Below are 13,169 nucleotides of genomic sequence, written 5' to 3'. Positions count from 1 at the left end.
GCAGGTGCCAGATAATTTTCCAGGCCAAAGTATGAAGTCAAAATGTTTGTTATTCTACATAAATGGCTTCTACATAAGTGCCTTTTTTTAGCATTCTGCCTTCGGGTGACAATCTTATCACAAGAGAGCAGCGAACTTCTCGCGGGCGTTAGCGAAGCTTGCAGAAGAGGATCGAACTCAGCGCCAGTTACGGTTTTCTAAATCCCGCATCTGACGTTCCAAACGATCGAGCCTTCCCCGCAACTCATCCATTTCGGACTGTCGGGGAACTCCCATATCTTGCAGCATATTCCGTAGTTGCCGCTGCAACTGCGTATCCCAATTGCCCTGTTCAGACTTCAGGTGCTCGGTCATGTCATCGACAAAGGTTTTGGCTTGCTCAGGATTGATTTTGCCATCTTTGACCCATTGCTCGCTGACTTCCTGCAATTTCTCTGCCACTAGGGAAGTAGTACCAATGCCCAGCATTACCAGTTGTTTGAGTAAGTTGCTATTGTTATCCATAGATTTTTCCTAATGTTTGCCCTTTCATACCCGATCGGCTCAGGTCGCCTGCTGTCGCTGCGAAACCATCTGTAAACTTAAAGTTACATCAGCGCACAACTACCTTTCTATTTTGGAGCATCCAGCCGCCTGATGGCGAGCCGATCGCGCATTCTCGGCGTTCGGAAAACCCGCTAATGAGCCTACCCACCACATTACCCCATCACCCTGCGGTCTATGCCTGATTGCCCCCGCTGTCACCAACCTGTAGACGCCCAAGCCCTCGCCTGTCCACACTGCAAAATCCCCCTCAAAGCTTTCGGTCATCCGGGTATCCCTCTTTATAGATCAAAACCCGAAGAATTTCTGTGCACTACCTGTATTTATCACGCAGACGACACTTGCAACTACCCGCAGCGTCCCTTTGCCAAAGAATGCACGCTTTATCACAATCAAGCTGAGCCGCTTGTACCACAGACGAGCCGTTACATCAGCGCCGGCTGGATGCAATCCATCAAAAATTGGTCTCAGCGCCATCTGGTTTGGTTAGCATTATTAGGTTTAATTATTATTAGCATTGCTCTGTCGATTTAATCGGATTGTACAAAGCGTAGAATAGAGATATCTCTGTTAATCTGGGTTGCTCTATTATTCTCTAAATTATTCATGAGCTACGTATTCGGCATCGACGGCGGCGGCACTAAAACTATCTGCCTTTTAATGGATGACAACCACCTTGTTTTAGGACGGGGTGAAGCAGGGCCGTCAAATTATCAAACCCTGGGAATTGAGACAGCAAAACTATCCATCCAATTGGCGATCGAACGAGCAGTTCTGTCCGCTAAAATCGAGACGAATAGCAATCTCAACATAGAAGCAATTGGTCTGGGACTAGCAGGAGTTGGGCGTCCCAAAGATCGTGAAATAGTGCAATTTGTAGTGCAGAACTTGCAGTTGACGAATACTTTACCAGTAACCCGATCGTTCCTGCCCAGGAATATCGTAATTTGCAGCGACTGCGCGATCGCACTTGCTGGCGGTACAGGTCATCCAGTGGGTATCGCCGTTATTTCAGGAACTGGTTCCATTGTTTTCGGGCAAAACCGTCAAGGGAAAACTAAACGAGTCGGCGGTTGGGGATATATTTTAGGCGATGAAGGCAGCGGATATAACATCGCCCTTCAGGGTTTGCAAGCTGCTTTGAAGTTCTATGACGGACGCCAAGATTTTACCACGCTTGCGGAAAAACTTCAAACGCATTTAGGCCTCAATAACCTAGAAGAATTAGTAGAAGTTGTTTACGGGCGCGGTTGGGGAGTCAAAGAAATTGCAGCTTTAGCGCCGATTGTCGATCGAGCCGCAGCAGAGGGCGATCGCGTCGCTGACTGCATTATCAATAATGCTGTAGCAGAATTAACCTATTCAACCAAAATAGCCATTTCAGCGCTATTTAACCAAACAGAAGAATTTGAAATTGTGATTGTAGGAGGTGTGTGGGGTGGAGAGGCAAATTGCCGAGGTCGGTTTGAAGCAGCCATAAGTGCGATCGCCCCAAAAGCTCAGGTTATTTCGCCCCGATACGAACCAGCTTTCGGTGCTGGATTATTAGCCTTAAACGCTCTCAACAATTAGTTGTTGACTGTTGACTGTTGAATGTTGACCGAAAGCATCCAGGATACCCGCCACGTGATTCATCCGTCCAGAAATAAAAAACCTGTATCCGATGAAACTTGCCCCCCGAATTTATTGGTGGGGTCAATGCTTCAATTCTTTAATCTAAAATCTAAAATCTAAAATCGATTGACTGTTGACTATCTTCCTTATCTTCCCGATCGCCCCTGTCTTGCGGATTTTCTCGATTTTTCCCAATTTTCAACTTCTGGATTATCAACCTTATCTTCCCAACTGGTAGAATTCCAGCCTGCCATAATCAAAATATCAGATGAATGCGAAACAAGAAACAAATTTAGCAGTAGTGCGTTCCTAAGTAAACAAAAACCGAAGCAAGGAGACAATTTATATGATTACTTCTCAAAAATGGCGTTCAGCAACAGCAGCAGTCCTCGCACTGGGCATTACAGTTGGAACCAGCGCGCCACTGGTGGTAGCTACTCCCGCAGAAGCCCAACAAAGAATTTCCCAATTTGATAGCATCCGAATTCCGTCGGGCAGTGTAATTCCAGTTAGCTATGAAAAAGACAAAATAGTTGTCACCCGCGAAGAAACTGCACCTTTAACTTTAACAGTAGCGCAAGACATCCGCACACCTCAAGGCAGAGTATTAATTCCCAGAGGCAGCCAGATAGTCGGGGCACTGCAACCTGTCAGAAGAGGCAATCAAATGGGTACTCAATTTGTTGCCAGAGAGTTAATTATCAGCCGCCGCCAACGCTATCGGATTGACGGAAATTCAGGAATTATTACCAGAACCGAAAGAGTCCAGAAAGGTGCTGGCACAGGTTCAGTAGCCCAAGGTGCAGCCTTGGGTGCAGCAGCCGCAGCCGCACTCGCAGGCATTACCGGCGACAAAGCGATCGCGACTGAAGAAGTATTGGGAGGCGTTGGGATCGGCGCTTTAGCTGGAGTATTGTTGGGGCGGCGCAGCGTTGACGTGCTCGTGATTCGCCCGGAACAAGATTTGGCAGTGAGATTGCGATCGGACATCGTACTCCGCTAATATTGGAATCTTCGGATTAATTATTTGCAGTAAAACATTGTCGATCGCTAACTTGTGGTCTCCCGATCATTGGCTAGGCATACTGTTAAGGTTGTGCCTAGCCATGTTTGTTGGCGGAATTATTGGATGGGAGCGCCAACTCAGAAACAAACCAGCGGGATTGAGAACTCATATGCTAGTTAGCATGGGTTGTGCACTGTTTGTTTTAATGCCGCTAGCAATGGGGAAAAATGAAAACGGAGGAGATGCTGTAGCGCGGGTAATTCAAGGCATTGCTGCCGGGATTGGGTTTTTGGGAGGCGGAGAAATCCTGCGGCAAAATCACCAGGAAAGAGGTAAAGTTGAAGTTCACGGACTCACCTCTGCCGCCGCTATTTGGGTGTCAGCAGCTTTAGGAACTGCTGCCGGATGCGGGTTGTGGCAACTAGCATTAATTGGCGCTTTAATGTCGTTGTTTGTTCTGAGAGTAATTAAAGAGTTAGAGCGTCGGAGTCGTAGGAAATAGTCTCAGTGATGATATAAAAGCGGGTATTATAACCCTTATTACTTTTGTAGTAACGGCGGAAGCACGAGCGAGCTTTATAAAGTCCTCACTACTAACTAATTTTATGGCGGTCGATGGAGGGGAAATAATATTAGCTGTTTCATGCTAACTCCAGTTAATCATTGATCATAAGCTGTCGTGCATTTAAATTATATATTCGGGGCGGGCTAGAAGCCCACCCACAAGAGTTTGATTGTTTTTTGACACATAATTTAAATGCCGCAACAGCTTACATAACTTTTCAAGCAGAATGCTCAACTGTTACGAAGCAAACACTTTGACTACACCTTGACAGGTCTAGTCATCCAAGCCTGACCTTTGACGAGTCAAGTCCTGACTCTCCACTTAAATATTCATTTAAATATTTATTTCAATTTTATTTAATTTGCTCAACACCCATTGAACCAAAATACCAATATTTTTTTATTTAATTAGTAGAGAACTCATCCAAATAATTATAGCTTTTTCGCGTTTATTGAGGAGAAAAATTAATACTTATCTTGCCAGATAATTGTATAAAAAATTAATTTCTATCCGCAAAATTTGGCATCTTTATTAATTCCAAAGACTCTTGCCTCACCCGACCCGCCATCGCAGCTAATTGCAAGCTCATAAAAGCGTTCAAATCTTCCAAATCACACTTGGCTGAGGAAAAAATCTTCTGCATTTCATTTTCCGCTTCCAAACTCAGATATCCAGCGGCAATAGCTTGTTTTACAACTTCACGAACCTGCACGGTAGAAATGTCCCTTACTAAATTTTAACGAATCAAAAGCCAACTAATTACTAACAAGAAGTTTCGGAAGCCGTCTCGCCAAAGATTTCAAACTTTTTTAGCTCGCGAGACTCTTGTTTCACTCCTCCGGACATAGCTGCTAGTTGCAAAGCCATAAAAGCATTTAAGTCTTCCAAGTCATACTGGGTGGTAGTTAACATCCGCCGCAGTTGATTTTCGGCTTCAAGGGTTAGATAGCCTAGAGCCAGAGCTTGCTGGGCGAGGTCGCGAATTAGTACCATAACACTTCGGGATTTTATTGGTTCAAGCCTAAGTATCAACTGTTTTCACAGAATCAGCAGTGACGGCTATTGCTCGATAGGTGTGACATTGTTACGGGCCACTCGTGACAGCCGGAGTCGCAGAGTGTGACTAAGTATTTGCACGGTTGTGACGGCGATCACGCGGGGGATGCCAGAGGATGAGTCGGAGAGTGGGGAGTCGGAGAGTGTCCGGGTGTCTGGGTGGGGGAGTCGGAGAGTGTCCGAGTGGAGGAGTCGGAGAGGAGGAGCATTTTTATTTTTCCCAGGGACTAATGACTGATGACTACTGCCTTCTACCTTCAGAAGACGCTCAACGTCTATAATCAGCAAGTTAAATATTTACTGCAAGACATATGGAAGCACCACATAAAGATTTGCTACAACAAATAGCCCGACTATCGGAAACTTATGCTAATTTGGCCGATCGCCTATCCCAAGCAGCAAAACAACTGCAAGACTCCGGTCTTCCTCCTTCTGACAGCTTGCTGCAAGAAGTAGCCGCCTACAGCCGCAACTTTGCCGCAGTCCAAAAACGAGCTCTCGAACTCAACAAATCCGCGATCGCGCCGGGGGAAATTGCTTCCCTCAAAGACATTCAAAACTTAGTCGAGACTGCAGCAGCTTCCGAAGGTAAAGCAGAAATTCGCGATGCAGCATTGAAAGTGATCGATCGAGTATTGGCGATCGCCCACCGCGAACAAAGCGACTTCGCGCCGTTACAATCAGTTCATGCCAAAGCCCGCGAACTGCAACGCGCGATTTCCGAATCAACCCCAACTCAACTGCATTCTGACGCAGAATCCTTAGTCAGTGGCAAACACCCAGTTTCAGCAGTGCTGGCCCTGGTGGAACAGCAAGACAAATTAGATGACGAACAGTGGGTCATTCTCGAAGAAACAGTCAGCGCCGCTTTTGGCAAACAAATAGCCGTAGCCATTTCCAGAGGCAAATTAACCATTGCTGAGATGGTAAAAGCAGCACCTGCACAAGTCGAACCCGCATTTAAACCAGCGCCAGAACAAAAAATCAGCGCCGAACCTTTGCCAGAAGTGATTGTCATCCCGTCAGGAAATGTGGCACCGAAACAAGTTACAGTTGCGCCACAGATCCAGATTTTGGAATCCCCCCCACCTTCTGCCCCCATGCACGAGGTAATTATTGTTCCCAGCGTGGAAGTACCTAAGTCTCTTCAGACAACCGGTTCCGGAAACATTGTTTTTGGCGCACCCCGGAACCTTCAACAACCGGTGGCAGTAGAGGGCGGTTTGGGAATCAAAGTTTTGGTGCACATTCAGGGAATTGGCGATCGAACTTTCGGCGCTCAAGAATACGCGGGTACAAAAGCTCAAGGGCGGCGTGTCGAAGGATTTGCGATTAAGATCGACCCGCTAATTCCCGGCTTAAATGTCGAGTACATGGCTCACGTCGAAGGTGTTGGCGACACTCCTTGGCTTAGTCAGGGAGAATTGGCAGGTTTTCGGGGTCAAGCGAAACGCATTGAAGGATTTGCAGTGCGATTGAGCGGGCCGCAAGCTGATAAGTACGACGTATTTTATAACGCTCACATTCAGAATATCGGCGACACCTCGGTGTCCTCCAATGGCGAATATTGCGGTACTCGCGGCAAAGCTTTGAGAATAGAGGGTATCAAAGTTTGGATCGCGCCGTCTGCGAGTTCCCAAACAGTGGCGCCTGTGGGTTTAAAAGTGTTGGCGCATATTCAAGGAATTGGCGATCGAACTTTTAGCGATCGAGAATATGCGGGTACTAAAGCTCAAGGCCGTCGCGTCGAAGGATTTCAAATTAAAATAGAGCCTCCCGTTGCCGGTTTAAATTTGCAGTACATGGCTCACGTTGAAGGAGTGGGCGACACTGCTTGGATCTCGGAAGGAGAGTTAGCTGGATTCCGGGGCAAAGCCAAGCGCATTGAGGGATTTGCAGCGCGACTGACAGGGCCACAAGCTGATAAGTATGACGTATTTTATACGGCTCACATTCAGAATGTGGGCGATACTCCTGTTACTGCTAACGGTCAATATTGCGGCACTCGCGGCAAAGGTTTGAGGGTTGAGGGGATGACGGTTTGGGTTGAGCCGAAAGCGTAAGAATAGAGAATGAATGGAAAATTAGCAGTGGCATTTTCCATTCATTTTGTGTTGTTATATTAGGTTTGATTGGTTGGTTTTTGATAATTTGCGGGATAATAGGGGCTGGTTTTACCAAGCATCTACGCCAAAAACTAATAATCCCATAAACCCGCCCCCTCTCTCAACGGTAAACGTCAATGTACATTTTTTCCCTTCGATAAAAGTCAAGGTTGATATAGGTTATTAGTTGTGGGGGGCGGGTTTATGAGATTGTTTGTGTGCGTCAAAGATTATTGGTAAAACCAGCCCCTACAGCATCAAAAACACTTGCACAACTTACGCTAGCAGACACGATATTAATGGTGTAGCACGTGCAACAAGCCTTCTACCACATGACCGATCGCACTTGGAGCAGATTCGCAAGCTGCAGCTTCGGCGGCGCAGTGGCCGGCATGGAGTGCGTTTCCGACAGCCTGACTCCCTCCCTCCACCGCATCGGCACCAAATTGACCGCGATATGTTTCTTTGACCATTTCAGCTTGAATTTTGCTGGTAGTTTCTTCGGGATTCGTTTCCCAATTGCGGATTGTTTGGACAATCTCGAAGCCAGCCCCAATTAACATTCCGAGGACGATCGCAGCAATAAAGTATCCCATAGCTTTCTTTATAGTTTGAGGTTTGCTGTATCTAATCTAGGGTGGCATTTGAAGGCAGACAGGATGAAAACCATTGCTATTGAGTGCGGATTTCCACCTGCTAGAACCGTCGTTATTTGCTAAATTGAGGACTAGAGTTTTCACTCAAACAATGGCAACATGGCATAACTTACCCTTCCAAAGCCGCCAAAAGACACAGCAATAAAGCCTCCGTCCACTCGACTACAGCACCGTAAGTATCGCCCGTGTGGCCGCCCAAACGGTGGTTAAACCAGGCTCCGGCAAAAATTCCGATCGCACTTCCCCCCAAAGCCATCCCCACCGCCAACAGCCACCGATCGCCCTCCAAGACAACTTGCACCACGCTCAAACTCAGCAGCAACAGCACTCCGGGGATAAAATCAAAAGGAGAATAAATCGATTCCTTGTGAAAAGCTCCCTTACCCTCTGCCCGGAGATAGGGATAGCGGGCGATCGCCACCAGTTGGGCCCATCTCCCCCAACCCGCCACACCCATCAAAGCCAGCCACCGATAGTTATTCAAGTCCGACAGAGCGGCAGTTTTCAGCAGCACGATCGCGATCGCAGCCATCGCCCCAAAGGCTCCTGTAACGCTGTCCCGCATGACTTCCAGCCTGCGTACCGGGTCTGGTACAGCCAGCCCGTCCGCCGCGTCCATTGCCCCGTCTAGGTGCAGCCCGCCAGTCACGGCGATGCCCAAGACTACCACCAAGGCCGATCGAGTCAGAGCAGGCATTCCCAACAACTGCAACCCAACATCCCCCAGTCCCAGCATCCCCCCAATCAAAAGCCCGATCGCCGGTGCCAAGCGGGCAATGCCCCGAAACTCCAAAGTCCAAGACACCGGTACCGGCAAACAAGTATAAAAAGCGACTGCGGCTGCGATGGCAGCGCCTTGATTCCGGAAAAAGTCGATCGTAGAGCGAACCCATTTATCATGCACCATAAGATAGAAAATTTTTCATCTGGTATGCAGTTGTCAATCGATTAGCGTGTGCCAGAATTGGACTGTAACACCCTAGTTTTTTGGATCGAGCATTCCTCCTGTCGCCGGCTCTTTTCCCCGGAAAACCTCTGTCGGCAGCGATCCCCAAGCTCCCTATCTAAAATGACTAAACTCAAGATCCGCGTTTCCCTTCCCAAGAATTCTAGCTAACTCCCTGATGTTCAAGACGGGAAAATACTACAACAGAGGCTTTTACTCCATGAGTCACGATCAATTGAATAACAGGGTAGTTGCTCCTTGCATCATCGATACAGGGATTGTCGTCAACAAACGCGATATCAAAAGATTGCTGTTTGATTTAGGACGTGTCCGCTACCTTCACATACAAGATGGCCAGATTTATAGCGAAGGGGAAGGTTATGTGCTCGAAGTCTTCGCCAACCCCCACCGTTCTACCCTGATTGCCAACCATGCGCTTTATTTGAACGTGTATAGTTTTGATTACCTGGAACTGAAACAGTCGCCTGAAGATGGTGCTTATTTTGACCTGATTCAAGATGGACGGCAGTTGCGGTTAATTCCCCTCTCCAATCCTTTGCAAGAGCAATTCGCCCGGAATTTAAATGCTGCGGCATTGGATGCGGTGGTCGATCAGGTACTCTCAGGCAACTGGGATCTACAATTGGACGACGATGATTCCCCGTTTTAATCGTCAGTCAGTCGATTTTAGATTTTAGATTTTAGATTTTAGATTTACTTGCAGCGCCGTGAATCTGGGAGTTAGAACTAAGGTCTAAAATTTTTTGCCCTCCACGACGATTGTCGGAAACTTGTCTCCGTTTTTGGGCGGGGTCATGGTTTTTTTTGTCGCGATGTCATCAACAATAGATTAAATAACACGGACGGCCGAGTAGCGGTTAACGAGCATCGGGGACTAATGACTGACGACAAGGCGAAATTTTCTTTTAAATGCCAGGCTAATTGCAGCCATACCCAAGCGCGTGCAGGGGTTTTTGCTACTCCCCACGGTGTTGTGGAAACGCCTAAATTTATGCCGGTAGGGACACTAGCTAATGTCAAAACTTTGACCCCGGCACATCTTGAGGCGGCGGGTTCTCAAATGGTTTTGGCAAATACTTATCACTTGCACTTGCAGCCGGGGGAAGCAATTGTCGCAGGCGCCGGCGGATTGCATAAATTTATGGCTTGGCCGGGCCCGATGCTGACGGATTCGGGTGGCTTTCAGGTGTTTAGCTTGAGCCAAATGCGGACTATTTCTGAGAATGGGGTGACTTTTCGCTCTCCCCGCGATGGCCGCATGATTAATTTGACACCGGAACGATCGATCGAAATTCAGAATGAGTTGGGCGCTGATGTGATTATGGCCTTTGACGAGTGTCCCCCTTACCCCGCTACGCGGGAGGAGGTGGAGGCGGCGACAAATCGCACTTACCGCTGGCTGCAACGCTGCATGCAAGCTCACTCGCGCCCGGATCAAGCTTTGTTTGGGATCGTCCAGGGGGGCGTTTTCCCCGATTTGCGATCGCGCGCGGCGAACCAGTTGGTAGATTTGGATTTACCAGGCTACGCCATCGGCGGCGTTAGTGTGGGGGAATCGGGGGATTTGATCGCAGAGATTGTGAAGGTGACTGCGCCTCTGTTGCCGGCAAATAAACCGCGTTATTTGATGGGGATTGGGACTTATCGGGAAATGGCGTTGGCGGTGGCGAGTGGCGTAGATATGTTTGACTGCGTGATTCCGACTCGGCTGGCCCGCCACGGAACGGCTTTTGTTCGTGGGGAACGCTGGAATTTGAAAAATGCTCGGTTCCGGGAGGATTTTGCTCCGCTGGATGAGTCTTGCCCTTGTTATACCTGCCAAAAATTCAGTCGGGCTTATTTGGCCCATTTGGCGCGGGCTAATGAAGTGCTGGGGTATACTTTGCTGGCGCTTCACAATGTGACGGAGTTGATTCGCTTTACGGGGAGGATGCGGGAGGCGATTTTGGCGGATAGATTTACTGAAGAGTTTGCCTACTGGCTTGCACCGAGAGTCGATCAATCATGATTGCCGTGGGTAAAGATATGCGACAATTATGAAAATTCTGTTGGATAGGTAGGTTGATTCATGGAAGCTGCATTACTCTTAGCAAAACTGCCCGAAGCTTATTCGATTTTTGAGCCTTTGGTTAATGTTTTGCCGGTCATTCCCGTATTTTTCTTGCTGCTGGCTTTTGTTTGGCAGGCGGCTGTCGGATTTAGATAAGTTTGATTTCATCAAAAGCAGGGGCAATTCACAAATTGCCCCTGCTTTTAGGTATTAAGTTTTGTTTCGTTCTTCTTTCTGGTTTCAGCTACCGCCGATCGCACTTTTGAATGCCGGTCTTTCTGAGATCCGCTTGATGTAATCTACAACAGCCGGATAAGCACTGAGGTCTAGTTTTAGCATCATTGGAATGTAGGCTAAAATTGACCCGACTGCTGCGTCGGCGACGCCGAATTCATCACCCATTAAAAACGGCTGTTTCTCGAAAATTTCATTTAACGGTTTTAACAACTTGGGAGTTTCGCGATCGCGAGTTGCTTCTGTAAATATTCCCGGCCCCAGGGTGGCGTTAGCAAACGTGACCCACTGCACGATTTGAGCTTGCTGCTCCAAAGTGTCTGGCATTTTACCATATTTTTGAGCTAAATACAGCAGAATTGCGCCGGATTCCCAAAGTTTAAAATCTCCGTCGGCGATCGCGGGTACTTTGCCGATCGGGTTAATTTCGAGATACTCTGGCTGCAAGTGTGCCCCTGCTTGCATATCTAGGGTGACGAATTCGTAGGGAACTCCTATTTCTTCTAGATACCACTTGACAATTGAGGCCCGGCTGCGGGCTCCGCCGTAAAGTTTCAGCACGAAATTTTTTATCCTTTAACGCAATATTGCTGTTATAGCATTTTTTGGGAATTGGTAATTGGTAATTGCAACCACCAGAGACTTTGATGTCACTGTTCCACTAATAACTACTGACTAATGACTACTGACTAATTGCCGATAACTAATGGCACTTCTGTCAAGTGCATAAACAAGATTCTGCTGCCAATGAAAATCAAAATTGCTCCACCCAATATCTCAATTTTATTAGCAAACAAGTTGCCGCACTTGTGTCCGATAAACACCCCTGCAAAGGCTAAAAAGAAAGTAATAAATCCGATCGCAGTAACCGCAGGAGCAATAGAATCTTTCAGAACAGCAAATCCGAGGCCAACTGCGAGAGCATCAATACTCGTCGCCACCGACAGCGTTATCAAAGTTCCCGTATCTAAGGGATTGAACTTTTTCTCGCATTCTTCGCTTTGCAGCGATTCATAAATCATTCTTCCGCCAATGAAACTCAAAAGCCCAAAAGCTATCCAATGGTCGATCGGTGTTATCAAAAAACTAAAACTAAGACCGATGAGCCATCCTATTACGGGCATTAAAGCTTGAAAACCTCCGAAAAATAAGGCGATTTTTAAAGCTTTATTGACCTTCATATGTTTGATTGCTAAACCGCTCGAAACAGCAACAGCAAAAGCATCGGCTGCTAGTCCTAATGAAAGTAAAACGGTAGTCGCTGCATCCATTTTTGTAAAATGTTAGGTGTTATAAATAAAGTATTCCTCTTGACTGTTTTAGTTTACACTAAATTTTAATATAATTGCGTTTTTATCATAATCTATTCATTTTTGACTCACATTTATTTCACAATTGGCGAGGGTTGAAAAAATCAGCGGTTAGCTGTATTCTCTAAAAGATTATTTATCAAGTAGCAGAATTGACTATGCCGCCATCTAGACCCTACCAGCCATTGCTGCTCAGATTACTGCATGGGGTTAACGCTGCGATCGCCCTTTTAGCAATTTTGAGCGCATTTCTGGTTTACAACACCTACGATGGGCGGCTTGGCAAAGTCCCCGTGCCTCAGATTGCAGATATTATCGGGATTCACGGCACTTTTGGCAAGATGTTGCTGTTAGGAATAATGCCAGCTTTTGCATTGTACAGTTTCCACGCAGGTCAAAAACGCTTGGTGCAGCCGGATTCTTTTGGCAAACTAACGCAGTTGGGAAAACCGATTTGGTGGTACAGTTTGCACCGGATTGTGAATACGTTGATGTTGCTGGCACTGACTTGGGCGATCGCTTCTGGCAGTATGGTTAAGGAAGAATGGCTGCCGGCTGGGGAATTGACGCAGGTTTGGTATTATTTACACGCTTCTGGTTGGATGGTATTGGTGTTTTGTCTGGCAATGCACTTGTTGATGAGTGCGAAGGTGGGGGGTTTGCCGCTAATTTTGTCGATGTTTGATGCCGCATATCGCCCGGAAGATTCGCCGGCGGCTTGGTGGAAGAAAATTCGCTCTTTGGTCGATCGCTCTTAATGTGAAAGTGCTTAAAGTGAAAATGCTTAAAGTGAAAATGCTTAAAGTGAAAATGCTTAAAGTGAAAATGCTTAAAGTGAAAATGAACAAAAATATTTTATTAATTGTTGTGGAAGTCTTGGTAATGGGAGGTTTGTTGTTTGCGGTGGTTGCACCTTTATTATTTCCCTAATCCTATCATATCAAGTTTGGTTAAAAAATGATAATCAGGTTTGTAGTGAGGACTTCAGTCCAATGGCACTGAAAAAGGCTTAATCACACCCTCCGTTTAGCTTTCAAGACAGAACGAGGTTCCTGCATTCGAG

At 46.9% G+C, this 13,169-nt stretch carries 16 protein-coding genes; 9 read left to right on the top strand and 7 right to left on the bottom strand.

Annotated elements, in window-relative coordinates; all coding sequences use genetic code 11:
* Positions 1-177 precede the first annotated feature (177 nt).
* Positions 178-504 (bottom strand): phasin family protein, encoded by a 327-nt coding sequence (locus tag Q5691_RS11660; protein WP_242723321.1) that lies wholly within the window; start codon positions 502-504, stop codon positions 178-180.
* 216 nt (positions 505-720) lie between these two features.
* On the opposite strand from Q5691_RS11660, the gene Q5691_RS11655 reads away from it, so the two are divergent.
* The 4 genes from Q5691_RS11655 (at position 721) to Q5691_RS11640 (ending at position 3,665) form a co-directional block, all read left to right on the top strand.
* On the top strand, positions 721-1,077 hold the full coding sequence (locus Q5691_RS11655) for a zinc ribbon domain-containing protein (RefSeq protein WP_333208750.1): 357 nt from the start codon (positions 721-723) through the stop codon (positions 1,075-1,077).
* Positions 1,078-1,149: 72 nt separating this feature from the next.
* Positions 1,150-2,115, top strand: coding sequence for a BadF/BadG/BcrA/BcrD ATPase family protein (locus Q5691_RS11650; protein ID WP_333311115.1), 966 nt, complete (start codon positions 1,150-1,152; stop codon positions 2,113-2,115).
* A 388-nt stretch (positions 2,116-2,503) separates the two neighbouring features.
* The gene (locus Q5691_RS11645; RefSeq protein ID WP_333208753.1) at positions 2,504-3,160 is read left to right on the top strand and encodes a hypothetical protein; all 657 of its coding nucleotides are present in this window, start codon (positions 2,504-2,506) and stop codon (positions 3,158-3,160) included.
* 103 nt (positions 3,161-3,263) lie between these two features.
* Positions 3,264-3,665, top strand: coding sequence for an MgtC/SapB family protein (locus tag Q5691_RS11640; protein ID WP_333085418.1), 402 nt, complete (start codon positions 3,264-3,266; stop codon positions 3,663-3,665).
* A 562-nt stretch (positions 3,666-4,227) separates the two neighbouring features.
* On the opposite strand, the gene Q5691_RS11635 is transcribed toward Q5691_RS11640, so the two are convergent.
* Both Q5691_RS11635 and Q5691_RS11630 read right to left on the bottom strand, forming a co-directional pair.
* Positions 4,228-4,440, bottom strand: coding sequence for a hypothetical protein (locus Q5691_RS11635; protein WP_333085419.1), 213 nt, complete (start codon positions 4,438-4,440; stop codon positions 4,228-4,230).
* A gap of 50 nt (positions 4,441-4,490) precedes the next feature.
* Positions 4,491-4,721, bottom strand: coding sequence for a hypothetical protein (locus Q5691_RS11630; RefSeq protein ID WP_242723336.1), 231 nt, complete (start codon positions 4,719-4,721; stop codon positions 4,491-4,493).
* Between the two features lie 374 nt (positions 4,722-5,095).
* On the opposite strand from Q5691_RS11630, the gene Q5691_RS11625 reads away from it, so the two are divergent.
* Entirely contained in the window at positions 5,096-6,847 is a 1,752-nt protein-coding gene (locus Q5691_RS11625; RefSeq protein ID WP_333208755.1) for a hypothetical protein, read from the top strand.
* Between the two features lie 338 nt (positions 6,848-7,185).
* Here the strand turns inward: Q5691_RS11625 and Q5691_RS11620 are convergent, their stop codons facing one another.
* Positions 7,186-7,485 (bottom strand): hypothetical protein, encoded by a 300-nt coding sequence (locus Q5691_RS11620; RefSeq protein WP_333208757.1) that lies wholly within the window; start codon positions 7,483-7,485, stop codon positions 7,186-7,188.
* Positions 7,486-7,654: 169 nt separating this feature from the next.
* Positions 7,655-8,452 (bottom strand): adenosylcobinamide-GDP ribazoletransferase, encoded by a 798-nt coding sequence (gene cobS, locus Q5691_RS11615; protein WP_190732248.1) that lies wholly within the window; start codon positions 8,450-8,452, stop codon positions 7,655-7,657.
* Between the two features lie 259 nt (positions 8,453-8,711).
* Between cobS and Q5691_RS11610 the strand changes: the two genes are divergently transcribed.
* The 3 genes from Q5691_RS11610 (at position 8,712) to Q5691_RS11600 (ending at position 10,718) form a co-directional block, all read left to right on the top strand.
* A complete protein-coding gene (locus Q5691_RS11610; protein ID WP_333085519.1) occupies positions 8,712-9,161 on the top strand; it encodes a hypothetical protein in 450 nt (149 codons plus the stop codon).
* A 228-nt stretch (positions 9,162-9,389) separates the two neighbouring features.
* Positions 9,390-10,520: a tRNA guanosine(34) transglycosylase Tgt gene (tgt, locus tag Q5691_RS11605; protein WP_333208758.1), complete on the top strand. Its 1,131-nt coding sequence runs from the start codon at positions 9,390-9,392 to the stop codon at positions 10,518-10,520.
* 60 nt (positions 10,521-10,580) lie between these two features.
* Positions 10,581-10,718 carry a photosystem II reaction center protein K gene (locus tag Q5691_RS11600; protein WP_006634808.1) on the top strand — a complete coding sequence of 46 codons (138 nt, stop codon included), beginning with the start codon at positions 10,581-10,583 and terminating at the stop codon, positions 10,716-10,718.
* A gap of 84 nt (positions 10,719-10,802) precedes the next feature.
* Here the strand turns inward: Q5691_RS11600 and Q5691_RS11595 are convergent, their stop codons facing one another.
* Together Q5691_RS11595 and Q5691_RS11590 are read right to left on the bottom strand one after the other, a co-directional pair.
* Entirely contained in the window at positions 10,803-11,357 is a 555-nt protein-coding gene (locus tag Q5691_RS11595; RefSeq protein ID WP_333208760.1) for a glutathione S-transferase family protein, read from the bottom strand.
* 128 nt (positions 11,358-11,485) lie between these two features.
* Positions 11,486-12,067 (bottom strand): manganese efflux pump MntP family protein, encoded by a 582-nt coding sequence (locus Q5691_RS11590; RefSeq protein ID WP_333208762.1) that lies wholly within the window; start codon positions 12,065-12,067, stop codon positions 11,486-11,488.
* Positions 12,068-12,264: 197 nt separating this feature from the next.
* Here Q5691_RS11590 and Q5691_RS11585 point away from each other — a divergent pair, with 197 nt between their 5' ends.
* Complete coding sequence (locus Q5691_RS11585) at positions 12,265-12,864, top strand: cytochrome b/b6 domain-containing protein (RefSeq protein WP_333208763.1); 600 nt, start codon at positions 12,265-12,267, stop codon at positions 12,862-12,864.
* The last annotated feature ends 305 nt before the right edge of the window (positions 12,865-13,169 follow it).

The organism is Microcoleus sp. w1-18aA5 (genome assembly GCF_036701705.1).
GTDB lineage: Bacteria > Cyanobacteriota > Cyanobacteriia > Cyanobacteriales > Microcoleaceae > Microcoleus.
This window is presented reverse-complemented; position numbering and strand designations above follow the sequence as displayed.